General features: G+C 59.1%; 21 protein-coding genes, 2 pseudogenes and 1 riboswitch. Of the genes and pseudogenes, 8 read left to right on the forward strand and 15 right to left on the reverse strand.

Going from position 1 to position 26,620, the window contains the following annotated elements; translation table 11 throughout:
• Positions 1–20 precede the first annotated feature (20 nt).
• Positions 21–1,014 (reverse strand): annotated as a pseudogene (locus ACSQ3Z_RS33075) (IS110 family transposase); the annotation flags it as partial.
• A gap of 976 nt (positions 1,015–1,990) precedes the next feature.
• Here ACSQ3Z_RS33075 and hisC point away from each other — a divergent pair.
• The gene (gene hisC / locus ACSQ3Z_RS33080; protein WP_436175374.1) at positions 1,991–3,100 is read left to right on the forward strand and encodes a histidinol-phosphate transaminase; all 1,110 of its coding nucleotides are present in this window, start codon (positions 1,991–1,993) and stop codon (positions 3,098–3,100) included.
• A 127-nt stretch (positions 3,101–3,227) separates the two neighbouring features.
• Entirely contained in the window at positions 3,228–4,256 is a 1,029-nt protein-coding gene (locus ACSQ3Z_RS33085) for an LLM class flavin-dependent oxidoreductase (protein WP_436175375.1), read from the forward strand.
• A gap of 258 nt (positions 4,257–4,514) precedes the next feature.
• On the opposite strand, the gene ACSQ3Z_RS33090 is transcribed toward ACSQ3Z_RS33085, so the two are convergent.
• From ACSQ3Z_RS33090 to ACSQ3Z_RS33135, 10 genes are all read right to left on the reverse strand, one after another.
• Positions 4,515–5,285, reverse strand: coding sequence for a hydroxymethylpyrimidine/phosphomethylpyrimidine kinase (locus ACSQ3Z_RS33090; RefSeq protein ID WP_436175376.1), 771 nt, complete (start codon positions 5,283–5,285; stop codon positions 4,515–4,517).
• Complete coding sequence (locus tag ACSQ3Z_RS33095; RefSeq protein WP_136617735.1) at positions 5,276–5,881, reverse strand: thiamine phosphate synthase; 606 nt, start codon at positions 5,879–5,881, stop codon at positions 5,276–5,278. The genes ACSQ3Z_RS33090 and ACSQ3Z_RS33095 overlap by 10 nt, the downstream gene beginning before the upstream one ends.
• Entirely contained in the window at positions 5,878–6,651 is a 774-nt protein-coding gene (locus tag ACSQ3Z_RS33100; RefSeq protein WP_436175377.1) for a thiazole synthase, read from the reverse strand. The genes ACSQ3Z_RS33095 and ACSQ3Z_RS33100 overlap by 4 nt, the downstream gene beginning before the upstream one ends.
• A gap of 1 nt (position 6,652) precedes the next feature.
• Positions 6,653–6,850: a sulfur carrier protein ThiS gene (gene thiS / locus ACSQ3Z_RS33105; protein ID WP_436175378.1), complete on the reverse strand. Its 198-nt coding sequence runs from the start codon at positions 6,848–6,850 to the stop codon at positions 6,653–6,655.
• Positions 6,819–7,820 (reverse strand): glycine oxidase ThiO, encoded by a 1,002-nt coding sequence (gene thiO, locus ACSQ3Z_RS33110; protein ID WP_436175379.1) that lies wholly within the window; start codon positions 7,818–7,820, stop codon positions 6,819–6,821. The genes thiS and thiO overlap by 32 nt, the downstream gene beginning before the upstream one ends.
• On the reverse strand, positions 7,817–9,652 hold the full coding sequence (gene thiC, locus ACSQ3Z_RS33115) for a phosphomethylpyrimidine synthase ThiC (RefSeq protein WP_436175380.1): 1,836 nt from the start codon (positions 9,650–9,652) through the stop codon (positions 7,817–7,819). Before thiC ends, thiO begins: the two co-directional genes overlap by 4 nt.
• Before the next feature lie 103 nt (positions 9,653–9,755).
• Positions 9,756–9,872: riboswitch (TPP riboswitch) on the reverse strand.
• A gap of 279 nt (positions 9,873–10,151) precedes the next feature.
• Positions 10,152–10,889: a 7-carboxy-7-deazaguanine synthase QueE gene (gene queE, locus ACSQ3Z_RS33120; RefSeq protein ID WP_136617730.1), complete on the reverse strand. Its 738-nt coding sequence runs from the start codon at positions 10,887–10,889 to the stop codon at positions 10,152–10,154.
• Positions 10,886–11,242 (reverse strand): 6-carboxytetrahydropterin synthase QueD, encoded by a 357-nt coding sequence (queD, locus tag ACSQ3Z_RS33125; RefSeq protein WP_044548957.1) that lies wholly within the window; start codon positions 11,240–11,242, stop codon positions 10,886–10,888. The genes queE and queD overlap by 4 nt, the downstream gene beginning before the upstream one ends.
• Complete coding sequence (gene queC / locus ACSQ3Z_RS33130; protein WP_096453546.1) at positions 11,242–11,940, reverse strand: 7-cyano-7-deazaguanine synthase QueC; 699 nt, start codon at positions 11,938–11,940, stop codon at positions 11,242–11,244. The genes queD and queC overlap by 1 nt, the downstream gene beginning before the upstream one ends.
• A gap of 668 nt (positions 11,941–12,608) precedes the next feature.
• The gene (locus ACSQ3Z_RS33135) at positions 12,609–12,851 is read right to left on the reverse strand and encodes a Fic family protein (protein ID WP_340163221.1); all 243 of its coding nucleotides are present in this window, start codon (positions 12,849–12,851) and stop codon (positions 12,609–12,611) included.
• Here ACSQ3Z_RS33135 and ACSQ3Z_RS33140 point away from each other — a divergent pair.
• The 3 genes from ACSQ3Z_RS33140 (at position 12,759) to ACSQ3Z_RS33150 (ending at position 16,292) form a co-directional block, all read left to right on the forward strand.
• Positions 12,759–13,010, forward strand: a complete 252-nt coding sequence (locus tag ACSQ3Z_RS33140) for a hypothetical protein (protein ID WP_436175381.1) — start codon at positions 12,759–12,761, stop codon at positions 13,008–13,010. The two genes, ACSQ3Z_RS33135 and ACSQ3Z_RS33140, sit on opposite strands and share 93 nt — an antisense overlap.
• Positions 13,011–13,443: 433 nt before the next feature.
• A complete protein-coding gene (locus ACSQ3Z_RS33145) occupies positions 13,444–14,877 on the forward strand; it encodes a phosphomannomutase (protein WP_436175382.1) in 1,434 nt (477 codons plus the stop codon).
• Positions 14,877–16,292, forward strand: coding sequence for a mannose-1-phosphate guanylyltransferase/mannose-6-phosphate isomerase (locus ACSQ3Z_RS33150; RefSeq protein WP_006334012.1), 1,416 nt, complete (start codon positions 14,877–14,879; stop codon positions 16,290–16,292). Before ACSQ3Z_RS33145 ends, ACSQ3Z_RS33150 begins: the two co-directional genes overlap by 1 nt.
• A 1,022-nt stretch (positions 16,293–17,314) precedes the next feature.
• Here the strand turns inward: ACSQ3Z_RS33150 and ACSQ3Z_RS33155 are convergent.
• Complete coding sequence (locus ACSQ3Z_RS33155) at positions 17,315–17,671, reverse strand: transcriptional regulator (RefSeq protein ID WP_436175383.1); 357 nt, start codon at positions 17,669–17,671, stop codon at positions 17,315–17,317.
• A gap of 693 nt (positions 17,672–18,364) precedes the next feature.
• Here ACSQ3Z_RS33155 and ACSQ3Z_RS33160 point away from each other — a divergent pair.
• Together ACSQ3Z_RS33160 and ACSQ3Z_RS33165 are read left to right on the forward strand one after the other, a co-directional pair.
• Positions 18,365–19,450: a cytochrome-c peroxidase gene (locus ACSQ3Z_RS33160; RefSeq protein ID WP_436175384.1), complete on the forward strand. Its 1,086-nt coding sequence runs from the start codon at positions 18,365–18,367 to the stop codon at positions 19,448–19,450.
• Positions 19,451–20,061: 611 nt separating this feature from the next.
• A complete protein-coding gene (locus ACSQ3Z_RS33165; RefSeq protein WP_436175385.1) occupies positions 20,062–20,745 on the forward strand; it encodes a transposase in 684 nt (227 codons plus the stop codon).
• Positions 20,746–21,254: 509 nt separating this feature from the next.
• On the opposite strand, the gene ACSQ3Z_RS33170 is transcribed toward ACSQ3Z_RS33165, so the two are convergent.
• From ACSQ3Z_RS33170 to groES, 3 genes are all read right to left on the reverse strand, one after another.
• Positions 21,255–22,748 carry an NAD-dependent succinate-semialdehyde dehydrogenase gene (locus tag ACSQ3Z_RS33170; protein WP_010913527.1) on the reverse strand — a complete coding sequence of 498 codons (1,494 nt, stop codon included), beginning with the start codon at positions 22,746–22,748 and terminating at the stop codon, positions 21,255–21,257.
• A 554-nt stretch (positions 22,749–23,302) separates the two neighbouring features.
• Positions 23,303–24,961: a chaperonin GroEL gene (gene groL, locus ACSQ3Z_RS33175; RefSeq protein WP_436175386.1), complete on the reverse strand. Its 1,659-nt coding sequence runs from the start codon at positions 24,959–24,961 to the stop codon at positions 23,303–23,305.
• A 65-nt stretch (positions 24,962–25,026) separates the two neighbouring features.
• Entirely contained in the window at positions 25,027–25,323 is a 297-nt protein-coding gene (groES, locus tag ACSQ3Z_RS33180) for a co-chaperone GroES (protein WP_006333965.1), read from the reverse strand.
• Positions 25,324–26,251: 928 nt separating this feature from the next.
• On the opposite strand from groES, the pseudogene ACSQ3Z_RS33185 reads away from it, so the two are divergent.
• Positions 26,252–26,395: pseudogene (locus ACSQ3Z_RS33185) on the forward strand (acyltransferase); the annotation flags it as partial.
• Positions 26,396–26,620 lie beyond the last annotated feature (225 nt).

The raw sequence follows: 26,620 nt of genomic DNA on the forward strand, positions 1-26,620 counted from the left end.
GCGTACGCTGGCCGTATGGCCCGGACCTGTGCCTTCCAGGCGATGTCGCGGACAGCTTTGGGTAACCCCTCGAGCCGGAGCCTCAGGGCCTCGCTGATCCTGGCGGGATAGCGGTAAGTCCAGGCCGCTTCGACCAGGGCGCGGCGGGCGCGTCGATTGCCGGCGAGTGTAAGACTCGACCGGCGGATCGTGTCGCCGGTCGAACGCTCCCCCGGAACCAAGCCGAGGAAGGCCATCAGTTGCGGTGGTGTCTCGAAGCGGCGCACATCCCCGATCTCGGCCGCGAAGATCACCGCGACCAGGAACGAGGCACCGCGCATCGCCTGATACGCCTCGACGACCCGCGCCATGGACCAGGTGGGCACGATGGCGCCCAACTGCTCGTGCAAGCGGCGTAACCGCTGAACCGCGTCCTCGATCGCGTCGATCTTCTCCTGGAACACGATCTGCTGCGCCGGATGCTCGAAGCTCTGGCGGGCAAGCCAGCGCCGGTGCGCCAATGTCCAATGACCGCCGCCCTCGTAGATCCGACCATGGCGCAGAAGGAAGGAGAGCAGCTGCTGGCGTTTGCGGCGCAGGTCGTCGGCTCCGGATTCCCGAGCACGGACCAGATCGCGGACAGCCTCGTGGACGACGTCCGGTACCCACACTCCGGTCAGTTCGCCTGCCCGATGCAGCCGCGCCAGAGTGACCGCGTCCCGTCGGTTCGTCTTGATGCGCTCGCCCGATCGCCGATCGCTTCGGAATCAGGGCTGGCGCAACCACCATGCAGTCGTGACCAAGGTCGCGGGCCTGACGGCACAATCCGTAACTCGTCGGCCCGGCCTCGAAGCAGACGTGCAGTCGATCGTACCTTTTTCCTAGCTTCTTGATCGTCCGCTCTATCGTCGCAGGATTATTCTCGACCTCGCCGAGAAACCGGACTTCGCCCGTACGGCCGCCTTCGGCGATCGCCAGAGCATGCTTCTTTTTGGCTACATCAAACGCGACAAATGCTTCGCTATACTCTCCCATGGCTCGTCCTCCGTGCGTGAGGATCGGCTCGGCCTATCCGAGCAACCCTCGTCTCTTAATCGCACGAAAGGGCGGGCCACCGATCTCAGGCCTCGGAACATAACGTCTAGTATGTGATTTTCTGAACCGTGTGGGTGGCCTGCGGTTCGCTAGGCCGATCAATCTTGGAAGGCTCCTTGAGGAGTCCACCATCGAATGCCGTTTCTGCTGGCGCGGGAACAGAAGCCGTCTTGTCGAGCGCGACCACCGAAGGCGTTTCGGGCGCGCCCGCCAGCCCTTACATGATTTTACCAAGAAATCCGATCGTCCCGAAAACGAGCAAGCCATGACGCCATAGAACAGGTAGTCCTTGAGGCCTTTGCGCTTGGTGGCTACAGCGGTCGCCCGGACCTGTCTGACAGTGCCGACGTTATCGGGGCGTCTACCTCTGAGTTCTTTCATGTCCATCGGGACTCAACCTCTAAAGCCGCACGGGCACTCTCCACCATTTAGGAAACAATCTTCGGTAGCACGGCGTGCGACAGCCTCTGTGAGTCTTAAAGCCTGAGGATCTGGTCGCCGCGTATGGTCCTCACAGGAAGCTGCCATTCTGGGCGGCAGCCGGGCGAGATGCTCCTCGAAGGTCGGCCAGAACTCCTCACGCTGAGACGATCGCAGTAATGAGGTGCGCGGTCTCGCCCATCTTAGCCGATGGCACGACCGGCTCGATCTCCGCGAACGTCGCTGTCGATCAAAAAAGGCCCGAACGAGTTAGCGCCGGGGCAGACATTTCTCCTGCCGCCGGAGATATGGCGCTGATAGAATTCTATCATGTGGGCCGAGTTTCCTTTCGCAAATGAAAGAAAAGCTCGATTGACTCTCCTGCCCCATTCCGGTCTCGTGAATCAACGTGCGGTTGCAAACGCATCGTCGGTCGGCCATGCGCTATCGACCAACAGTTCATCCCGGATTCCCTCCCACTCAAACGGAGAAAAACATGTCCGATGCAAAACTGCAGAGTGTGCTTGCGTCTCTTTCGCAAGTGGCGAGACAGCTAGATGCTCTGCCATCTGGTAGACCAGCGCCGGATTCAAATTGGATAAAACTAGACACGAATGAGAACCCATTCCCGCTTCCAAAAATTATAATGCAAAGTGCGATTGCGGCCCTCGAACGGCAGTATCTATATCCAGAAGACGATAACATCAGCTTGAGAGAAGCAGCCGCCAATGCCTACGGCGTCTCCGTGGATCAGGTGATCGCCGGTAACGGATCGTCGGAACTGCTTGGAGTTATCTACAGAGCTTTCCTTGCCCCGGGGGATAGCGTGGCAATGATGTCGCCAGGTTTTTCGTTCAACCGCAAACTTGCCATGTTGCAGGGTGCTCAATTTGTCGAAATCGAATTTGACGAAGATCAATCCCTGCCGATAGAGCAATTGCTCTTCGGACCTGCAAAGAACGCCAAGTTCATTATTTTAGCCAATCCGAACAATCCGACCGGAACGTTCGTTCCTGTGGCCGATATCGAAGGCCTAGTAGCGAAATCAGACCGCTTGATCGTGCTGGATGAGGCCTACGTCGACTTTGCACCCGAGAATGGTCTGCGCCTCATCAATCGCTATTCGAACCTTCTGGTCTTGAGAACACTTTCGAAAAGCTATGCTACCGCCGGCATTCGCGTCGGTTTCGGTTTCGGTCACCCTGAAATTATCGGCAGGCTACGCAACATCCAGAACGTCTTCAACATGAATGTGGTCGGGCATGCGGTTGGTATCAGCGTCCTTGCGCACCGCGCCGCCTATGCAGACAACCACAGACACATCAGGCATGAACGACGGCGAGTAACACTCGCGCTGTCGCAACTTGGATTTTCCGTAATCCCTTCCCACGCAAACTTCTTGCTTGCCCGCGTGCCAACGGGACAGGACGGCTCATGGTGGCAATCAGCCTTTGCAAGGCAAAAAATACTTGTTGCCGTCTTTCCAGATAAAGGTTTGGAAAATTACATCCGCGTCAGCATCGGTACAAAAGAGCAAATGGATGCATTTCTTTGTGCCGCTGGTCGTATTTGTAGAATAGTTAATATGTCAATATGCCCGTATTAGGTTGCGTGAGCCTCCGCTTGAGCATTGCGCAGGCAATAATCCGAGCGATTACACAAGCGATAAATCTTTAAATTGCTTGGAATACGCAAGCAACCGGACTTGTTGCGTCAAAAATGGAGACAATATCATGGATATGGCCTTTCCTTCAGGCCTAGCTGTCGGCATCTTCGATCATCTGGACGAGGACGGCCCCGATATCGCCCGACAGTACGAAGATCGCCTGATGTTAGCGGAGGCGTGCGATCACCTTGGGTTCTATGCATATCATCTCGCAGAGCACCATTGTACCCCACATGGGAGAGGTCCCTCACCGAATCTGTTCTTGTCGAGCGTAGTCCAGCGAACCCGTCGCCTTCGTGTCGGCCCGTTGGTAATGCTGCTTGCCCTCTATCATCCGCTACGTGCGTTCGAAGAGATCTGTATGCTGGACCAATTGAGCGGTGGCAGGCTCGAACTTGGGATAGGGCGCGGCTCGCTCCCGATCGAATTGGGTTACTTCGGGATTGGCTCGGACGCGGCGCCAAACCACTATGCGGAAGCCAGCGAAATTCTTATCAATGCGCTGAAGGGCGGCACGCTATCCTATCAAGGTCGCCATTTTGAGTTGAACAGCGTTCCGCTGACGTTAAGAACTCATCAGCGTCCACATCCGCCGACTTGGATCGCCACCAATCGACCGGAATCGGCAGGCTGGGCCGCTGCGAATGGCATGAACATCGCGTGCGTGGGGCCTTCCTCTTCCGTTCGAAGAATCACTGATGCCTTCCGCGCCGGTCGAGAGCACACCAGTGAGGCGGACGACCAAGCGCCATTTCTTGGATTGCTCCGAATGGTCGTGATTGGGCGCTCTGAAACAGATGCACGTTCACTCGCCGCACCTGCTTACGAACGGTGGCTCAAGAGCTTTAAATTCCTTTATGATCTCAATGGCATGCCGACTCCACCAAACCTGCCGCTGACCTTCGATGCAGCAATCGAGAAGGAATTGTGCGTAGTAGGAACGGCAGCATCTGCGGGACAAGCTCTTCTTGATCAGCTGGAAGCGGCAGGTGCAAACTACCTCCTTTGTCAACCGGCGTTTGGGAATCTGTCGTTAGATGCTTCCCTATATACCGCAACGGCGATTCAATCCGCAATTATGGCTCGAGTTGGCTAACCCCGGTTCGAACTTCGCTCACCCAACAACGTGCCAAGCGGCATGCGTCGCTAGCGACGACTAGGTGCGGGTTTCGGATGACCCATCAACCGGTTGGCACAGAGGCATGCGGCTCCTCCTCAAAGCGGCGTGTTGTTCATAGGCGACAGCGACCGTGTATGCCGCATTCTCACCCCTCGGATCGGGCCTTCATGTCCTAGGAGTAGACCCACGATCGCCTGCCAGACTTGATCGGAGCGTTGGATACGTTCGGCCCGATTAGCTTATCGGCCCGATATCCTTCAATCCGGCAAGCGCATCGAAAACATGTTGCTTGGCTTGGCGCACGCTCGCTTCCAGCGACGCTCCAAGACCAAGCGAGGCGGCGACTGCGCTGGCCATCATGCAACCCGTTCCGCGCATCCCTTGCGGCAAGCGGGGCGCCTCGAACCGAACTGCAGGTTGGTTCGGCTGCAAAAGCACGTCGACGCAACGGGTTCCTTGTGCATGGCCGCCCTTGACGAGTACGGCGGTCCTCACCGTCCTCGATAGCTCTTCAGCCTGACGACAAGCCCCTTCTTCGTCCGCGGCCGGTGACGAGCCGGTAAGCGCAGCCAGCTCGACCAGGTTAGGCGTTACAAGCCGGCAGATCGGCATCAGATCGTGGCGCAGCATATTAATGGCATCGTCCGCCAGCAGATTGCGTCCCGAGGTAGAGGCCAGGACCGGGTCGAGTACCACAGGCACTTGGCGGTTGACCAAAACAGCGCCGACTGCCTCAACAGCCGCCGATGTCCCAATCATGCCTATCTTGACGGCCGCGACAGCGTTGGCAGCGAACGCGGCGCGCATCTGAGCGGCGACAAGCTCCGACGGCACAAGCTTGACGTGCTCGACAGCCGAGTGCGTCTGGACTGTCACGGCGGTGATGGCAAGACAACTGCGCAGCCCGAAGGCGGAAACCGTCTCTATATCGCGGGCAATTCCAGCTCCACCGCTGGAGTCCGACCCGCCAACGACAAGCACATGCGGTTCTCGCCTCAGCGCCATCGCTCCGTCTTTTCGATCCATTCTCGTGTGCGCGCTTCGGGATCGGCATTCAGCGTGATGTCGGTGACCACTGCCGCGCTGTCGGCGTCAGCCGCGAAAACTCCGTCGAGCCTGTCAGGGTTGAGACCGCCAATGGCGACCAATGGGATTGGCGCTACCCGATGCTTCCATTCTCTGATCCGTTCGAGTCCCTGCGGCGCCCATTTCATCTTCTTCAGGATGGTCGGGTAGATGGGCCCAAGCGCGATATAGTCAGGCTCGGCGGCCACGGCCGTGTCCAGTTCGACACCATCATGGGTGCTCAGTCCGAGCCTCACGCCGGCTACCCGAATCCGCGAACGGTCGGCGGTTTGCAGATCCTCCTGACCGAGATGAACGAAGTCGCAGCCTTCCTCGATGGCCAGTCGCCAGTAATCATTGATGATGAGCTGGCACCCGTATCGAGCGCACATGGCCTTCGCTGTGCGGATCTCAGCGCGCAATCCGGCTTCGCCCATGGTCTTGATGCGAAGCTGCACCAGCTTGACGCCGAGCGGCACCAGCCGATCGATCCAGGCTGCACTTTCGACGATCAGATAGAAGGGATCGAGCTTCATGAAAAAACTGCCCTGCCGATCGTCGGTGTCGATGGCACGGCGACGTCGCGCGGTTCGAGCATTCCCGAACCGAAAGCTTCACGGCCGGCCTCGACCGCCTTGCCGAAAGCACGCGCCATGCCGACCGGATCGGCCGCCTTGGCGACCGCCGTATTCAGGAGCACGGCGTCAAAGCCGAGTTCCATGACGGTCGCCGCGTGCGACGGCCGTCCGACCCCTGCATCCACAATCAGCGGGACGCCTGGGAAATGTGCGCGCATCGAGCGCAGCGCCATGATGTTGATCGGCCCGAGGGCGGAACCGATCGGTGCGCACCACGGCATCAAGACCTTGCAGCCCGCCGCAAGCAGCCGCTCGGCGACAACAAGGTCGTCGGTGGTGTAGGGAAATACCGCAAAGCCGTCCTCGCACAGGATGCGGGCGGCTTCGACCAGGCCGAACACGTCTGGCTGCAGCGTGTCGTGGTTGCCGATCACTTCGAGCTTGATCCAGCTCGTACCGAAGACGTCGCGCGCCATTTTCGCAGTGGTGACCGCTTCCTTTACGGAGTGACAGCCGGCAGTGTTGGGCAGGATTCTGACGCCCAGCGAGCGGATCAACGACCAGAATTTCTCGCCGGCCCTGCCACCTGCCATCTCACGGCGCAGCGAGACGGTCACCACCGACGTGCCCGATGCCTTGACCGCATCGGCAAGGATGGCCGGCGAAGGATATTGCGCGGTGCCGAGAAGCAGGCGGGAAGGGAGCGTCGTCCCAAGAAGGTCGAACATGCTAGCCTCCCTGCATGGGCGAGAGGATTTCGATCCGATCGCCGTCGCTCAACCGGAATTCCGCTCGGTTGGCTTTGTGTACGAGGTCGCTGTTGACGGCGGTCGCCAGCCAATCGCTCTCATAGTCGAGCGCGGCAAGCAGCTCGGCCAGGGTGGTGGCGGCAACCTCATGCGCTTCGCCGTTGACCAACAGTTTCATGAGCAAGCTCCTTGGTTCCGTCTTGATTGAAAACCAGGTCGGTCGCCTGGCGCGCCATGGCGGGGGCGAGGAGAAAACCGTGACGATAAAGCCCGTTGATTGCGACGGTGCTTCCATGGGCCTCGACACGCGGCAGGTTGTCTGGAAAGGCCGGACGAACTGCGGCGCCGGTCTCAATAACGCCAGCCTCACCAAATGCCGGATGGAGAGCGTAGGCCGCGCCCAAAAGCTCCATCATCGAACGCGCCGTGACCGGTCCCCCGGATTGGCTTTCGATCATCGTCGCCCCAACCATGAAACGGTGGTCGGTGCGTGGCACCACGTAGAGCGGAAAGCGCGGATGAAGCAGACGGACCGGGCGCGACAGCGAGATATCAGACGTGCGCAGGATCAGCATTTCGCCACGAACGCCACGCAGCCTGTCATCGGCTGCTGCCAATCCCGTGCAGTCGATCTGACGATCGAAACCGGAAACATGCCCGGCGTCGGCGCCAAAGTGGAATTCGACACCCATGGCTGCGAGCTTGCTATGAAGTGCCGCCATCGCCTGGCGCGGGTCGAGATGGGCCTCGCCGGGGAAGAGCAGTCCGCAGCGGAAGCGGCCGGCGAGGTCGGGCTCCAGGATCGCGGTTTCGTCTTCATCGACACGCCGATGCCCCGACGTGCGACTGGCGAACCGGTCGAGCTCGCCAGTGTCACGCGGCGCGGCCACGACCAGTGTTCCGGCCCGTGTCACCTGACCCGGCAGTGCCGCATCCCACCAGTCGGCGGCGTTGCGTCCGAGATCCAGCACCGGCCGCTCGGCGCTTTCACGCTCGCACCATGGCGCCAGCATGCCGCCGGCGAACCACGACGCATTGCCACCAAGGCCGTGCCGGATCTCGGCGACTGTGACCGTCGCGCCGCGGGCGGCGAGTTCGAAGGCCGCGGTGAGGCCGGCGACGCCGGCCCCTTTGACCAGCACCCTCATGACCGTTCCGGCGCCTCTGGCATGAGCGGTACGCCGGTCTCGTCAGCTGGCATGTAGAGATCGCCGCCCTCGCGGTATTTCGCCGCCATCGCCGCCATGCCCTCTTTCTGTGCCTCGGCACGGATGTCGTGGGAGATACGCATTGAGCAGAATTTCGGCCCGCACATCGAGCAGAAATGCGCCAGCTTGTGGGCCTCCTTGGGCAAGGTCTGGTCGTGGAAGGACCGCGCGGTTTCGGGGTCGAGCGACAGGTTGAACTGGTCTTCCCAGCGGAACTCGAAGCGCGCGCGCGAAAGGGCATCATCCCTGGTTTTCGCTGCCGGGTGGCCCTTCGCCAGGTCGGCGGCATGGGCGGCTATCTTGTAGGTGATCACACCAATCTTGACATCGTTGCGATCGGGAAGGCCGAGATGCTCCTTGGGCGTGACGTAGCAGAGCATGGCGGTGCCGAACCAACCGATCATCGCGGCGCCGATGCCTGAGGTGATGTGGTCGTAGCCCGGCGCAATGTCGGTCGTCAGCGGTCCAAGCGTATAGAATGGCGCCTCGCCGCAGACGGCGAGTTGCTTGTCCATGTTCTCCTTGATCTTGTGCATCGGTACGTGGCCGGGCCCCTCGATCATCACCTGGCAGTCTTTTGCCCAGGCGATCTTCGTCAGCTCGCCGAGCGTTTCCAGCTCTGCGAATTGCGCCGCGTCGTTGGCGTCGGCAATCGAGCCCGGACGAAGGCCGTCGCCGAGCGAAAAGGACACGTCATAGGCGCGGCAGATGTCGCAGATTTCGGCGAAATGCTCGTAAAGGAAGCTCTCCCGGTGATGGTGCAGGCACCATTTGGCCATGATCGACCCACCGCGCGAGACGATGCCCGTGACCCGGTCGACGGTCAGCGGGATGTAGTGCAGCCGCACGCCGGCGTGGATGGTGAAATAGTCGACGCCCTGTTCGGCCTGTTCGATCAGCGTGTCGCGGTAGACCTCCCAGGTCAGGTCCTCAGCAACGCCGCCGACCTTTTCCAACGCCTGGTAAAGCGGCACGGTGCCGATCGGCACCGGTGAATTGCGCACGATCCAGTCGCGGATATTGTGTATGTTGCGGCCGGTCGACAGGTCCATCACCGTATCGGCGCCCCAGCGGATCGCCCAGACCATCTTTTCGACCTCTTCGGCCATCGAAGAGGTGACGGCGGAATTGCCGATATTGGCGTTGATCTTCACCAGGAAATTGCGGCCGATGATCATCGGCTCGCTCTCGGGATGATTGATGTTGGCGGGAATGATTGCCCGCCCGCGCGCCACCTCGTCGCGCACGAATTCCGGCGTGACGAAATCGGGCAGCGTCGCGCCGAAAGGCTCGCCGTCGCGCTGCAGCTTGCCGTGCAGGATCTCGCGACCGAGGTTCTCGCGGATGGCGACGAACTCCATCTCAGGCGTAATGATGCCGGCGCGCGCGTAGGCAAGCTGAGTCACCGCCTTGCCGGCCTTGGCCCTGAGCGGCCGGTTGCGGACCGGAAATTCCGGTGTCAGGCGCTCGCCCACCACGAATCCGTTGTCTTCCGGCCGGACATGGCGGCCATCATAGGCTTCGACATCGCCGCGCGCCGCAATCCATTCATGGCGAAGCCGGGCGAGGCCGTTTTCGATGCTGGTTTCGGCAGTCGGGTCGGTATAGGGGCCGGACGGATCATAGACGATGACGGGCGGTTCACCCGCCGTCGGATGGACGGAAATTTCGCGCATCGGCACCCTGATCTGGGGGTGGATGGCACCGGGCTTATGGATTTTCCGTGAGGCGGGCAGTGGTCCCGTCGATACGGCGGGGGTGAGGGCATTCATTTGAGGCTCCTTTGCTCATGCATTGGAGACCCAGTTCTGTGCCGGAAGGATGAAAAGACGCTTTTGTCGACCTGTTCAAAACAGGTCTTCGGGCGTGAACTCCCGCAAAGCGCTTGCACCGTCCCTACGCCAGTATGAACTGGATCAGGTTCAACGGGTCACTGCGCCGCGAAAGCCAGCAGTATCTCAGCCCCTTGCCGGGACTCCCCTGGTGAATGCATCGAATTGAAAGGGCCGGCGCTATTTTGTCAAGCGCATTTGGCCGACGGCGGTGATCTGCTACCAATCAAACCCAGCGGAAGCGCGCGCACGTATCGAGAGCAAGTCACGCCCAGACGAGCGGTGAAGCGCCCCCAATAAGGCGAGCCCTCATGCGGATTCGGTCCCTTTTCCAGCACGGTGTTTTCGGGGCTTTCCGGAACGAGACTGCTGCCGCCCAGTTGGGTGAGATTGCTATAGATGTCTGTCTTGCTCGTCGTCGGCAATCCTTCCCCTTCGGCTAGACGCCCCGTTTGTTTCCCCAGAGCAGAACATGAAGCTGCGGCAGTACACGCGCCTCGAACCACCTGTCACGGGTCACCTTTTCAACCAGCCATTCCATGCGCCTCATCACACCGGCCATGTCGATGAACGCGTCTTCGTCGCCGGGACGCGGCGGCGTGTGATTGCCGGGCTGCAGATAGACGGGTAATTGCGGGTAGCGCGCCGCGGCGTCTTTGGCATAGGCATAGTCATCATCGTCGAAGACAACGAGCTTGAGCGCCATCTGCGGCTTATCCTGCGCCGCCTCTAAGCAGGCGTCGAACGCGGCCCAATCTGTCGTCATTTCGCTTGAGGGCGGCTTGGGGCTTAATACCAGCACGTCGAGATCCGCGAACCATTGCTTAGACACCGAGCCTTGGGTTTCCAATGCAAAACGGTAGCCCTCACCATGCCCGCGGTCGATCAACTGGCCAAGCGGCTGGATGGCCGGATTGCCGCCCGACAGCGATACCATCACGGGCTGACCGCCGGAAAGCGCAATGACCTTTTGCCAAACCGCGTCGGGAGACATCATCTCCCAATCATGGCGGAAGCGACGGTCCACCGCATGCAGGCTGTCGCACCAGGAACAGCGATAATCGCACCCGCCGGTTCTTACGAACACCGTCGGCAAGCCGATCAGCACGCCTTCGCCCTGAATGGTCGGCCCAAAAATCTCGCTCACCCGGATTCCGGGATGCAACGCGCAAGTCATGGTCGGTATTCCGCCCAGGTTTTCGGCGTCTCGCTCACCCGCACGGCGGAGGTTTCGGGTAGCCGCACCTTGCACCAGTCGTAGAAGTGCCTGGCCAGACATTCCGCTGTGGCATGGTCATGCCCCAGCACGTCGTTAAGATGCCGATGGTCGAACGTCCCATCGATGTAGTGCTTGAACGCCGCCAGATCTTGGTAGTCGCGCACAAAGCCGTGTTCGTCCAGTTCGCCACCTGAAAGCTCCACTACGACGATGTAGTTGTGGCCGTGCAGACGTGCGCACTGATGATCTGGTGGCAAGGAGGTGAGCTGATGCGAGGCCGAGAAGTGGAACTCTTTGGTAATGCGGAACATCACGCGCTCCTTGTCTGGATAGCGTGGAGCCAGAAGTCTGCGTCCTCATAATCTGTCGGGTCGGTGATGCCGGCCAGATCGAATGCTTCGCGCCGTTCGACGCATGTCCCGCAGCGACCGCAATGACGTGCGCCGCCCTTGTAGCAGGACCACGTCGCCTCGAACGGTGTGGCGTACTTTGCCCCCTCGCTGACGATGTCGGCCTTCGACATATTCACATACGGAGCGTACAGGCGGATATCGGCGTAGCCTGCGAGCGCATGGTTCTGCATCGTCTGAAAGGCGTCGATAAAAGCGGGCCGGCAATCGGGATAGATGAAATGATCTCCGCCGTGGACGGCAGTGGCCACCGCATCGGCCTTCTGCGCGGCGGCAACCCCGAAGGCGATGGCCAGCATGATGGCGTTCCTATTCGGCACCACCGTGATCCTCATGGAGTCTTCGGCATAGTGCCCGTCGGGCACGTCCACATTATCAGTCAGCGCCGAGCCGCTCAGGTTCCGGCCGACATCGCGGATATCGACGATCTGGTGCGGAACAGCCAGCCGCTTGGCGCAGATGGCGGCAAAGCCGAGTTCCTTTTTGTGCCTCTGGCCGTAATCGAACGAAAGCAGGCCAATGAGTTTCTGCTCGGTCGCCACTTTGTGAGCGAGCGAAACAGAGTCCAATCCGCCGGAGCAGATGACGAGGGCATTCATGGTTTGAGTCCTTGTTTTGACCGGGTAAGGCTGCGACCGGAGATTTCTCTGCGTTCCCACTACTCCACGGAGCCGGTTTTGTGAATGGGGTGGACGCGATTGAGCCCACGTACCTTGTTGTCAGCGTCCCCAAGATGACTTTGCACGCGACTTGTCGCGTATCTTCGACCGCTGGGGTGCTGACGCCGGCACTGCGTATATAGGCGTATAGACGATGCAGAAATCACTGCCGTGGCGCAGCAGCATTCCCGACACACCTTCGGCTTGTCCGGTTTGCCCCAGCACATGACGTCCCGAGTTTCGGCGACAACGCAAGGGTCGACCGGCAGTCCAGTGAAAGGCTTCTGCCTCGTGCTTTGCCGTTTTCTGGTCTGCGCATAGATCGCCTCGAGCCGCCGCGCCTCGTCATTGGTCAGAGCTGGGAATTCCTTTCCGAGGGCGCGGCTCGATAGGGGCCACCATTCTGGTTAAGGAAACGGAAGAGCAGATCGATCAGCCGCTCGGGCATGTCGATAAAGGCATTCACCTATTGCCGGAATTGATCGTAGCGCTGCAGAAAAGCTGTTTCGCCAGGAAGGTACCGTTCGATCGTCCGCCGAGCGCAGGCATAAAGAAATTCGGCGTGCGGGGTTGCATCGAAGTATCGGTAGAAATCCCCGGTGTGTCATTCAGCACCCGGACGTTGAATTGCGGCGTCGGTTCCCATTCGACCAATGGCAGAAGGCGCTTCGAATTGCTCTCCAGCACGCGCCTGTACTCGTCGATCTGGTCCAGGATCGCGGCCGAGACGGGAAACACCACTCCCGGCGATTGAAGCGGTGCATGGCAAGGACGTGGTGGATCAGGTAGCGGTGAATGCGGCCGTTTCCGTCCTCGAACGGATGGATGTAGACAAAGCCGAAGGCGAAGATTGCGGCGGCGACGACTGCATCAAGGTTTTGCGCTGGGCCTTGATCGAACGCAATTCCAGAAACAACTTTCTGAAGGCGTCGCGAGGCAAGACATTGTCGGCGCTGATCGTCGCCCCAACTGATCCAAGCATCGGTTCCTGCTTGGGTCCAGCGCCCTAGGCGACGCCATGGTCGGCGAGCGCTCTGGCTGACCTTAATCCATTACCCAAGAATCACAGGGTTCCATTGCGCTGATCGAGACGGCTTTCTAGCCCTATCCATGCCATGGATGAGTTCCATCCAAACAACCAAGTTTACGGACCTGTCATGATGCTGCATAGCGAAATACCGGCAGGCACCGATCGATCACTCCACTTCCTTGATCATTAGATGAGCGCGCCAAAAGATTCCATTAGAAGGAGAACTGTGGATGCCCCTGTGCCAGTGGATGCCCTGCTGTTCGGCGGAACTCTGAGGGGTCCTTACGCCACACCGTGTTGTAGAGACCGCATACCTGAACAGCAGGTGCCTGAGAACGATGGCGCTTGCAGTAGAAAGTACTAGCCCATTGCAACATTACCCCACCCTGCCTGTCCACTAGCAAAGCGAAATCATGAAATTCGGGTCAAGCGGCGTTCGAGGTTTGGCTTCGGAATTGGTCGGCAAGGCCAGCGGACTTTATACCGAAGCTTTCGCTTGGCGTTTGATTTCCAGCCGGGTTCAGCCGAATAGTTCGGTCTTCATAGGCCGCGACCTACGTGACAGCAGTCAGGCGATAGCGAACAATTGCATGGCGGCGTTGGCCGCAAATGGTTTCCAGCCGATCGATTGCGGCACCATACCCACGCCTGCCCTGGCACTATATGCATGCAAACACGGCGCGGCGGCTCTTATGGTCACCGGGTCGCACATTCCAGCCGATCGCAATGGCATCAAATTCTATGGCCCGAATGGTGAAATCAGCAAGGCGGATGAGGCCGCGATTACGCACTTTGTAGCCGAAAGATCAATTGCGTATTGCTTACCAACGGCTTGTCTGGGAACGACGTGGCCTATGCACCGTGAAGAAGCGATCGCCTCTTATCGAGAGCGCGCCCATGACATGCTGGAGCCGGGCTCACTTTCCGGCATGAGACTTGGTGTCTATCAGCACAGTTCGGTCGCGGCGGAACTGTTGGTACAGGTTCTTCGATCGCTCGGTGCCAGCGTGGTCGCCGTCGGGAAAACCGGGACCTTCGTACCTGTCGATACCGAAGCGGTGGACGCAGCAACAATCGCAAAATTGAAGAAGTGGGTCCGCGAATTCGGTCTCGATGCCATCGTGTCGACCGATGCGGACGCTGATCGGCCACTCATCGCTGATGAAAATGGCGATCTTCTTCGCGGCGACCTGGTTGGGCTTGCAACGGCTCTTTTCCTGAAGGCAGACACGATCGTGACGCCAGTGACCTCCAATTCGGGAATTTCGAAGGCCTTTGGTTTCGCGGTCCAGAGGACGAAAGTCGGGTCTCCATTTGTCATTGAAGCAATGGAAGCATTACACGGCGCCGGCGGCGTCATCGTCGGCTTTGAGGCCAATGGTGGTGTTCTGCTGGGCTCGGATTGTGTCGTGAATGGCAAGACATTGACTGCACTGCCGACGCGGGACTCATTCCTCCCGATTTTGGCCGTCCTCAGTACCATGGCGTCGACAAAAAAGAAGCTGTCGCGACTGCGCGGGCTTTGGAATCTTCCTGTGTGCGCCAGTGACCGGCTTCAGAACTTCCCAGCGGAAAGTTCGCGCAGATTGATGGATCATCTCGCAAGCCGGAACGCACTGCAGCACTTTCTTGCCTCGTTCGGGACCGTCGCCGAAATTGACGAAACCGATGGCCTCAGGGCGCGGATGCTTTCAGGTGAGATCATACATCTGCGGCCTTCCGGCAATGCCCCGGAACTGCGCTGCTACTCGGAAGCTTCGACCGAGAGCAGGGCCATGGCGATCGTCGCCTCGACGCTGCAAGGGGCACATGCGTTCGCGCTTACAGACGAGATAGAGGACCTTTGATGAAAGTGGTTCCGGTCATCATCAGCGGTGGAGCTGGTTCGCGGCTCTGGCCCGCCTCAAGGCAATCGCACCCCAAACCTTTCCTCAAGGTGGCGGATGGACTTTCGCTCATCCAACACACCGTGTTGCGCGCCGCTTCGATGCAGCATGTCGTGGAGCTTGTTACCGTGACGTCTACGGGGCACCTCTTCCTTACGAAAGACGTTTTCGACGAGCTGGATTCCGTTGTTTTGCCACGCACCTTTCTGCTTGAGCCTGAGGGTCGGGATACCGCCGCCGCCGTCGCTGCGGCAACCGTCCATGCCAAGGCAACACAGGGTCCCGATGCTGTTCTGTGTGTTTTTCCCGCCGACCATATGATTGGTGATCTGCCCGCATTTCAAACCGCCATGAACCGGGCAATCGAACAGGCGCAGCAGGGGCGTATCGCAACCTTGGGCATAACCCCGGATAGGCCAGACACCGCATTCGGCTACATCGAGGCCGACGGTGAGAAAGTTGTCCGGTTCGTCGAGAAACCGAACGCCGAGACGGCCAAATCTTATGTCGCGTCCAAACGTTTCTTCTGGAACGCCGGCATCTTCTGCTTCAAGGCGCAGGTCATGCTCGACGAAATGGCTGCGCATTGCCCGCAGGTGATCGATGCCGTTCTCGATAGCTATGATAACGCTCGCGTCAGCCACGGCGAACATGTTGCCAGCGTCGAACTCTCATCTGAGCACTTCGCCATGGCGCCGCGTATTTCACTCGACCATGCGGTGATGGAAAAAACCCACAATCTCGCTGTCGTTCCCTGCGAAATGGGGTGGAACGACATTGGATCTTGGAACGCAATGGCCGAACTGGTCGCCGCTGACGGGAGCGGCAACAGGATTCGCGGCGATGTCCATGTGGTCGACACCGTGGGCAGTTACATAAGCTCGGACAAACGCGTCATCGGCACCGTCGGCATCAGCGACCTGGTGATCGTGGATTCCCCCGATGCATTGCTTGTCGCCTCCCGCGATCGCGTCCAGGACGTCAAGAAACTCTTCGAGGGCCTCAAGGCTGCGGGACATGAAGCGCACTTGCTTCACAGTACCGTGCACCGGCCCTGGGGCACCTACACGGTTCTGGAGGAAAGCGAGCGCTTCAAGATCAAGCGCATCGAGGTGAAGCCGGGCGGACGCTTGAGCCTGCAGATGCACCATCACCGCTCCGAGCACTGGGTCGTGGTCAGCGGCACTGCGAAAATAGTCAACGGCGACCAGGAGCTACTCCTGACCACTAATCAATCCACCTATATCCCTTGCGGCCACAAACACCGGCTCGAAAACCCCGGCAATATCGGACTGGTGATGATCGAGGTCCAAAGCGGCGAGTATCTCGGCGAAGATGACATCGTGCGGCTTGAGGACGTATACGGTCGAACCTGACAGTCCCACGTCACATGCCCTGCGGTGGCTGGCAGACCTAACCTGCGTCGGCATGTGGGCTGTCAGGCGACCGGCGGCTAGGCAAGGCGAGGCAAACCAGAACAGGTTTTATGAGTATGGCTAGTGAGCGATGTCGCAACGACAGGCTGGCCGAATTGTTGAGACGGCAGTTTTCCGGCGAGATTGTCAGACGACACTTGCGCATCCGATGTAACGGCATGCGCTGCTACAGCCGCTCGAGTTGCGGAAGGTGATCGGCAATATCAGTCGATCAGGTGCGCGATAAGGTTCGTTGCCATGTACGGCAGGCGCGACATGAGCGGCCTGGCACTCTGACGGGGTAGGCCAGGATGCGCCGGGCCTGACTGGCGGGGGCTCGCAAGAGAAACGCGGCACCGGCTGACGAAGATAATACGCTCCTGCGCGCCGGTGACGGACCGGGGCCATTAGGCGTAGGCGCATCGCTGTCGCCATGCCACGTGGACAATCCTATTCGGGCTGGGCAGATGGACGGTAATTCCAGCTTTCGACGGCGTTGACTTCGTCGATGCAGACCGGCCCCGATGCACCGCAGTCCTCGCATTTCATCACAACGCGCGCCTCGTCCGTCTCATATGGCCTAACCTCGCAGCTTGTGCAGAACGGGCAAGGGATCGCTTTCATCGTGACGAACCTTCCTGATGGCCTCGGGTGGTTTCGCCGAAATCTTTCGCCTAAGCGCTCGACTTCGCAAGCGCTGATCGTTGTGCCGTAGTTCGGCGCCACCATCGGGTAGGGATATTTTGACCACATGCCCTCGTACCATCAACGCGGCTAGCCGGTTCTCTCTATCCACAGATCTGGCCTCTCGTGCGGGCCAAGGTTACATCCGTGTCGCCCAGCATGAGGCCGATCTTCCGCAGAGCGAATCGATTCCGTAGAAATAAGAATTCTGCCACCGCCCCGCCGCCGTAAGGGTATTGATATACCCTTGGGATTTTGATCCGACCTGGCAGGCGGCGGGTAATCTTCAGAGGCCGACGTCAGGCAGCGTTCGGGATACCCGAGATTTCATCGAAGATACTCTCAGCCAAGCCAAGCGCCCGAGCGATCCGATCGCGATAGCCCTTGTCGAAACAATGGCCAGATTCGATCAGCCCGACCTCCTCGACTGTCAGACCGCTGGTCACGGCAACGTCCTCGGTCGAATAGCCAAGATGTTCCCGACATGCCTGGATTACGGGTTTTCCGTTTGAGATTGCGGTAAGCACTGCCTCGGGCAGCGCGAAAGGCGTTGCGGTCATTTTGCCTCCAAATGCAGAGAACGGCCATTCGATAACTCGAAACAAGCGGCGGCCGATGTTGAAATAGGATGCCGAAACAGCCCGAGCCGGCGGCATCCAAAAATGCGATCACTCTCGAACGTGTGAGAGGCGCTACGCTAATATGGCGGCCGCCGCCGTTTAGATCAAGAACCTTGGCTCGCTTTACGAGGATTGCTCCAGTGGCCACAATTCGACGACACAGTGCGCAGCGCCGTCATCACGCTCACATCGATGATTGCGCGGCCGCTTTAACGCGCCGTCGGCTTGCGGCGCGATTGAGGAGCCGCGATCTGGCGGTCGGGCCCTAGGCGCACCAGCTCGCGGACCAGCGTCAAAGTATCTGCGGGGACTGTCTAGCGAAGCATGCCGGCGGCGTTCATCTTGAGCTTTAATACCGTGTGGTCCCCTCCCGGCCATGCAGGAGGCCGGGTGCCCATCGGACAAGACCCTGAGGGACCAACATCTCTCTGTTTCAGCCCGACTGTTGGCTGTCAGATCCGCGACACCGGAGCAGGGCTGCGCTTTGCTGCGAATTCCTTCAACCTATTGAATGATGACCAGAAAATCCCCCGGAGGTTCCTTCTGCTCAGTTGGCACGACTTTTGATGCTTCTCGAGAGGCGACAGGAGATACCGACTGGCGTTCATCGTGGGTGATATCGCGCAATGCAACGAAGGAAGACAATATGTCAGGTCCGCGTCAGAATCGATTTTATGCAAAGAGGATTGCCGCCTTTAGCGCAAGGCGTTCACGAACCGCGTATCAACAATGGCTTCCGTGCAAAACGCAGGGAGATCACTTGTGAAAATCCTATTCACTACGGTGGCTGTCGCGTTGCCGGCCATCGCTTTTGCTGCGCAAACGATCCCCGTGTACCTCAGAGAAACAGCACGGGCCACCTTCAAGCCTCTACCATCCATCACGCCGACAGTCGCCAACAACCCGATCACACCGGAGAAGATAGCCCTGGGCAAGGCAATGTTCTTCGATCCACGCGTCTCGGCGTCAGGCGTCTTGTCGTGCAATTCGTGCCACAACTTGGCCACCGGGGGCGACGACAATCAAGAAAGCTCGATCGGCCATGGTTGGCAGAAGGGACCGCGCAACGCGCCGACGGTACTGAACGCTGTCTTCAACATAGCGCAGTTCTGGGATGGTCGTGCTGAAGACCTGAAGGTTCAGGCCAAGGCACCGATCCAAGCCGCTGTCGAAATGGCCAACACACCAGGTCAACTCATCGCCACGCTCAAGTCGATGCCGCAATATGTCGAGTGGTTCAATTCAGCTTTCCCGGGCGAAGCCGATCGCGTCACCTTCGAAAACGTCGCCAAGGCAATCGAAGCCTTTGAGGCGACACTGGTCACACCGGCGCCCTTCGATGCCTTCCTCAACGGCGATGACGCCGCTATGACTTCCGAGCAGAAACAGGGCCTGACGCTTTTCATGGACAAAGGCTGCTCGTCCTGCCACGGCGGTATCAACGTGGGTGGGGAGGGCTATTCCCCATTCGGCCTCGTTGAAAAGCCCAACACCGATGTCCTGCCGGAAAACGACAAAGGCCGATTTGCCGTGACCCATGAAGCCGACGATTCCTATGTTTTCCGCGTGGCGCCGTTGCGCAACGTAGCACTCACCGCGCCATACTTTCATTCGGGCAAGGTTTGGGATCTGAAACAGGCCGTCGCCATTATGGGGATCACCCAGCTCGGCCAAGAATTGACGGAAAAAGAAGTCGACCTGCTCGTTGCCTTCCTTAATTCGCTGACCGGAAAAGTACCGGAGGTCGCCTATCCCGTCTTACCCGCCGAAACGCCGACAACGCCTCGACCTGTATTGCATATCCTCCCGCAATGATTGGCCGGAGCTGGCTAGTGAAGGTCGCAATCACGAATGATTGCGACCTTCACTGGGACGAGACGATCATGACTTCCGGCGAGGCCTATCCAACTGGAAAGCTAGGGGGACTTTCATTTCCGAATTCAATTGAAACGCTAAATGAAAACCTGACCCGTCGACGCCCACTTGCGTCACGACAGCGGCCACGTCGATCAGACGCTCCGACTAGCCGACTGTGTCGTGATGTGTCGTTACATGTACCCCCTACCTCCGCTTCAGATTCGCTGACAAACTCGCAACCACCTGATCGAGCCATCGCGGACAATATTCCGCGAGCCGCTGGCGTGCGCCCAGCAGAAACCGGATGCCTTCAGATCGACCCCTTCAAAACGTGCTCGATGGCGTTGCGACGCGCGAGCCGCTGTTCCAGCTCTGCAAACGCATCGATATGAAAACAAAGCTGCGGCCAGCCAGCGACGTGGCCCGAGCATTTGTCAATGCACACCGCAAGTGCCGCTTGCTCTCGGACTATCTCATCCATATAGCTCGGCGCAACAGAGGAAGCGCCAGTTGTTCAGTCATCGTCAGCCGCGACCTCCTGTGCAATTCGTTCTAACAAGGAAGAAACTATGAGGCGGCAGATCCGACCGTTCACTGTGGAGGTCAAACAAAAGCGCAATTATCAAAAACGGGGCCATTCCATCTGGAGCGATGTCGATCTCTCCGCGGCTATAGCCGACACAACAAGGGAGCTCAAAGATATGGATCTGCCAAATCGTCGGCTGATTGACTCTAATGTCATAGCCCTTGATGCTGAACACGCGCACAAACCGCGAGCGGAGTATCTCATGGCAAATCCCCTAGACGCTGAATCAGTAGAAGCTGCAACCGAACACGCTCCCAAAGGAAGGACGCCTGAAACGAAGAAGAAAACCCCACCTTCGCGGAAGGCCAAGACTGAGCCTGGTCGCAAGAATGGCGCCAATACGGCGTCCCCGGCGGAAGCAACAGCAACAGCAGCGGCCGTGCGGAGCGCCCGGAAGGCCTACTCCGGAAAAGAGCGCGCCCAAATGCTCGCTCAAGTCGAGACGTCGATCAGCGGCGGCACCACTCTCAAGAGCGCCGTAAAGCAGGCGGGTATATCGGAACAGACCTATTATCACTGGAAGAAGGCCGCGGCGCCTAGATCCGATGGCGACGATCTGAAGGACCTGGTCGCCCTCGAGAAAGAAAACAAGCGATTGAAGAGCCTGCTCGCGGAACGCCTGCGCACAGAGAACGCGGAACTGAAGAGGAAGCTAGGGCTGCAATAAGGCTTCAGAAGATGCCGCCATTCGACCGGCGGTCATGGGCGGCCGGTCGAACCCGAGGGACGCTCGCGCATGTGTCGGCGACAAAACAAGGTCCGGAAACAATGGGCGGATTAAGGGCACCGCCGTGCCGTCGGACTAAAGATCAATCCTTATGATGATCACGCCTTCAACCGCCACCAAAGGTTTGCCCGTAGATCGCCTCGATCCGCCGTGCCTTGTCATTGGTCAGCGCGGCGAATTCCTTATTGCAAGCACGGCTCGACAGGTGGCGAGCACGCCCCTGTGCTCGTTGATCTGGTCCAGTATCGCGGCCGAGACAGGAAAAACCACTCCCGGCGGATTGAAGCGGTACATGGCAAGCACGTGTCAATCAGGGATCGGTGAATGCGGCCGAAGGCAAGGATGACAGCATCAAGGTTTTACGCTTGGCCTTGATCGAAGGCCACCATTCCATCGATGGCCGCGGCGGATTGTCAGGGCGAAGTCAATGGGACGCGGATGCTGTGGGATTATAGCCCACCCATGCACAGGTACTTCATTTCGAGATAATCCTCGAGGCCGTGGCGCGACCCCTCACGACCGATCCCTGATTGCTTCATTCCGCCAAAGGGTGCGGCCTCGGATGACATGCGTCCCGTATTGATGCCGACCATTCCGTATTCGAGGGCTTCAGCCACGCGCCACACGCGCTTTAGATTGGAAGCGTAGAAGTAGGCTGCAAGACCGTAAATCGTGTCATTCGCCTCGCGCACCACCTGGTCGGGATCGTTGAAGCGGATTATGGGAGCCAGCGGTCCGAAGGTTTCTTCCTGAGCGACCCGCATTGTCCTTTCGACGTCGGTGATCACCGTGGGCTCGAAGAAGGTTCCCGATTCGCCGATACGGTTGCCACCGCAACGGATCTTCCCACCCTGCCGCACAGCATCGCGAATATGATCTTCAATCTTTGCAAGCGCGCACTTATCGATCAGGGGACCGATCGCAACTTCTGGCTCGAAACCGTCACCGACGCGCAATGCACTGACGCGCTTGGTGAATTTGTCGCAGAATTCATTATACACGCTGGACTGTACGTAAAGCCGATTGGCTGAAACGCAGGTCTGGCCTGCATTCCGAAACTTTGCCTGTAGCGCACCATCGACGGCAGCGTCGACGTCTGCATCATCAAAAACAATGAAAGGAGCGTTACCACCAAGTTCGAAGCTGGTTCTTTTGATCTGATCCGAACACTCCCTCATGAGCAGCCGCCCGACCTCGGTCGACCCAGTGAAGCTGATCTTGCGGACCTTCGGGTTCGAGCAAAGTTCACGCCCAACCGCATCGCCTTCCGATGCGTAGATCAAGTTTAGAACGCCATCGGGAAAACCTGCCATCCGGGCAAGCGTGAACATAGCACCCGCGACAAGCGGTGTTTGCTCCGCGGGTTTCAGAACAATCGCGCAGCCGGCGGCAAGCGCAGGCGAAATCTTGCGAGCCACCATCGAGGCGGGAAAATTCCAAGGAGTAATGGCACCGACAACACCGATCGGCTGTTTGATTACCAGCATACGCCTGTCGTTAGAAGGCGGCGAAATCGTCTCGCCATAGATGCGATTGGCCTCCTCGGCATACCATTGGAGGTAGGCTGCGGCATGGGCGATTTCAGACTTCGCCTCTGCAAGCGGCTTACCCATTTCAGCCGTCAAAATGGCTGCAAGGTCCTCGCTGTGGTCGAGGATCAGTTGGTGCCATTCCCATAAGATGTCGGAGCGCTCGCGCGCGGTGAGCGCCGCCCAATGTTCCTGCGCAGCTTCAGCCTTATCGATTGCCTTGGAAACGTCCCGGACATCCATATCTGGAAGCTCGGCCAACAGCTCGCCCGTTGAGGGATTGAACACCGAAAAACGCCTCGTGGATTGCTCCGCCTTCCGACCAGGCACACCGGCCAGATCGTCAAATAGCTCGGGATTTTTGAGACGCCTCGTCAGCGACTGTGTCACGGTCAAACCGTCGTCCCCCTTCATGGTTAAGTTACTAGCTTCGCAACGTACTAATAAGCACACCTTTGTGCCAGATGATCGGACGAGATCGTTCCGGCCCTCCGTCATTGCAAGCGCAGCTTCCCGACTGATTAGCCCATAGCAATGACAGCCTCAATCACGAGTCGCGCGAAAGGCTTTCGCTCCATAACAGGCAAGCGCGCGGATAGAGCTCGTGAAGAGCTGGCATAGGCGGAGTCGATCATCGAAATCGCCGACGTTGGCAACAGCACTGCGGTATCATTCTTTGAGCGGCTTCCACGGCCGCTCATATCAGGCATATCGAAAACCGACCGCCATGGTCGAACGTGCCATCGATGTAGTGGCTTGAGCGCTGCTAAGTCTTGATAGTCGCGCACAAAGCCATGTTTGTTCAGTTCGCCACCCGAAAGCTCCACTGCGACGATGTAGTGTGGCCGTGTAGGCGCGCGCACTACAATATCACGCGAGCCCAAACCTTTTCCGACCGGCTCCGTCCCAAAAAAAGGGGGCGGCGTCGCTGCCGCCCTCTCGGTATCCGAAAGCTGATAGAGGCTAGATTAGAAATCCATGCCGCCCATGCCGCCCATGCCGCCGCTGCCCATGCCGCCAGGCATGCCGCCGCCGCCAGCCGACTCCTTCTTCGGAGCCTCCGCGATCATGGCTTCGGTGGTGACCAGCAGGCCGGCGACCGAGGCCGCGTCCTGGAGAGCCGTGCGAACGACCTTGACCGGGTCGACGATACCCATGGCGATCATGTCGCCATACTCGCCGGTCTGGGCGTTGTAGCCATAGGTCGCGCCCTTGTTGTCAAGGATCTTGCCGGCAACGATCGAAGCTTCAGCACCGGCGTTCGAGGCGATCTGGCGGGCCGGAGCCTGCAGTGCACGACGAACGATGTTGATGCCGGCAGCCTGATCGGCATTGGCGCCGGTGGCCTTGATGTTGGCCGAAGCGCGCAGCAGGGCAACGCCGCCGCCTGCAACGATGCCTTCTTCCACGGCCGCGCGGGTCGCGTTGAGGGCGTCATCGACGCGGTCCTTCTTTTCCTTGACTTCGACTTCCGTCGCGCCGCCGACGCGGATCACCGCAACGCCGCCCGCCAGCTTGGCGAGACGTTCCTGCAGCTTCTCCTTGTCGTAGTCCGACGTGGTCTCTTCGATCTGCTGCTTGATCTGGGCAACGCGGCCCTGGATCTCGGCCTTCTTGCCGGCGCCGTCGACGATGGTGGTGTTCTCCTTGGAGATCGACACCTTCTTGGCGCGGCCGAGCATGTTGAGGCCGACGTTCTCGAGCTTGATGCCGAGGTCTTCCGAAATGACCTGGCCACCGGTGAGGATGGCGATGTCTTCCAGCATGGCCTTGCGGCGATCACCGAAGCCCGGCGCCTTGACGGCGGCGATCTTCAGGCCACCGCGCAGCTTGTTGACGACCAGCGTGGCCAGGGCCTCGCCTTCGACGTCTTCCGAGATGATGAGCAGCGGCTTGGAGGTCTGCACGACGGCTTCGAGAACCGGCAGCATGGCCTGGAGGTTGGAGAGCTTCTTCTCGTGCAGGAGGATGTAGACGTCCTCGAGCTCGGCAACCATCTTGTCGGCGTTGGTGACGAAGTAGGGCGAGAGGTAGCCGCGGTCGAACTGCATGCCTTCGACGACTTCCAGCTCGGTCTCGGCGGTCTTGGCTTCCTCAACCGTGATGACGCCTTCGTTGCCGACCTTCTGCATCGCTTCGGCGATCATGGCGCCAACCGACTCGTCGCCATTGGCCGAGATCGTGCCGACCTGGGCAACTTCCTCGGATGTCTTGATCTTCTTGGCAGCCTTGCCGAGAGCCGCGACGACTTCGGTCACGGCCAGATCGATGCCGCGCTTCAGGTCCATCGGGTTCATGCCGGCGGCAACCGCCTTGTGGCCTTCCTGGACAATCGACTGCGCCAGAACGGTCGCGGTCGTGGTGCCGTCGCCGGCGATGTCGTTGGTCTTCGAAGCAACTTCGCGGACCATCTGCGCGCCCATGTTCTCGAACTTGTCCTCAAGCTCGATTTCCTTGGCGACGGTGACGCCGTCCTTGGTGATGCGCGGGGCGCCGAACGACTTGTCGATAACGACGTTGCGGCCCTTGGGGCCGAGCGTGACCTTCACCGCGTCGGCGAGGATGTTGACACCGCGCAGCATGCGCTCGCGGGCGTCACGGGAGAATTTTACGTCTTTGGCAGCCATTTTGTACTCCTGGGCATTTCGCCCGAAATTCAGATTGGATGGTACGGATGAAAGGCAGCGGCGTGTTAGCCGATGATGCCCATGATGTCGGCTTCCTTCATGATCAGAAGGTCTTCGCCATTGAGCTTGACTTCGGTGCCCGACCACTTGCCGAACAGGATACGGTCGCCAGCCTTGACGTCCAGGGGCACGAGCTTGCCAGCTTCGTCGCGGGCGCCCGAGCCGACGGCGATGATCTCGCCTTCCTGCGGCTTTTCCTTTGCCGTGTCGGGGATGATGATCCCGCCGGCGGTCTTGGATTCGGATTCGACCCGGCGAACGACCACGCGGTCATGAAGCGGGCGGAACTTCGACTTTGCCATTTTTTCTTCCTCGATGAGAACGGTGAGAAAAGCGTCCGGCGACGCCGGATAACTTACAAAGCTCGGCTATGCCGGCCTGCGGTTAGCACTCACCAAGGGCGAGCGCTAACAATGCGACGAGATAAGCCCTAGGCTGGGGCTAGTCAAGACAAGAGGGTGGGCGATCACGATTTTCCGGACGATGCAGCCCTGAAAGAGTCGAGCCAATCGATGGTGTTCGGAGGCTCGACCCACAGGATGAATCCACCCTGCGGATCGGTAACCATTGTGCCTTCCGCGATCTGCCAGCGCGCTTCGTCGCACCGTAGAGAGCGAGGTGAGGGGCTGAGCATTTGGTAGCGCCGAGACGTGCCGAGCTTTTGCGTGGAGTGGCCATGCGGGATGTCTCCTTTAGCATCATCTCCCGCACCAGAGGCTTGCCCGTTCATCGGACTGTATTTCTATCCACAGGGTGGATGCATCTCATCGAAACAAACGATTTTATCAATCTTCCGGAATCTCGCGTTTGACGTCAGCACCTCACACGCCCTGATCGCCCGCTCCCTTATCGTGTGACGACTGCGAAAAAGAGCCCGAAAGGAGAAGACTTTCCATGAGCTCAGACGTGCGATGGAAGTTGCCCCGGGAAAATGAGTTGCGGTTGGATGCCAACGCCTCAGACCAACCGGAACTCATCCGGTCTCTATAATCCGATTGCTGTTGGTGAGTGGCACAAGCCTGGCTAGGGGTGATTTTCGCGACGTGACTGGCAGAGGTATGGCGCCCGCGCCCGCGTCAAAAGGCATTGCTATAGAAAGGAACAGAATGGCTGATCAACTCGCAACGGAAATCATTGCCACGATCAAGAACCGCGTCGAATCGGAGAGCGGCGAGAGTGTGTCCACCATCGGCGAAATAACGACTGCCACGGAACTGACCTCGCTCGAGTGTCCGGTCCACTCTCGCAGATGTGTATCTCGACCTGCCGCCCACGCGCGTCGAGGATGTGCTCGTCGTGGTTGTGCCGATTGGACGCTCGATGAGCGAGTGGCCATCCGGCACCCTGATCGTTCGGAACGGTCCGGAGCTATGAAACATCTTGAAGTGCCGGGTGATCGCGCTGAGGCACCAGAGCGGCAGATTTTTTGCAGAGGTACTCGGACTGAATACGCGTTCCCATTCACGTTAGCTGTGGATAACAAGGCTGAATTAACATGCAAAATCTGCGCATCTAAATCGATTTGAGCACTCACGGACGTTGCGGACCAGAATCGCCGTCACCCTGAAATCGACAAGGCATCGGCTATCCCAAAATCGG

Origin of the sequence: Mesorhizobium sp. LjNodule214 (assembly GCF_964252735.1) — a bacterium.
Taxonomy (GTDB): Bacteria; Pseudomonadota; Alphaproteobacteria; order Rhizobiales; family Rhizobiaceae; genus Mesorhizobium.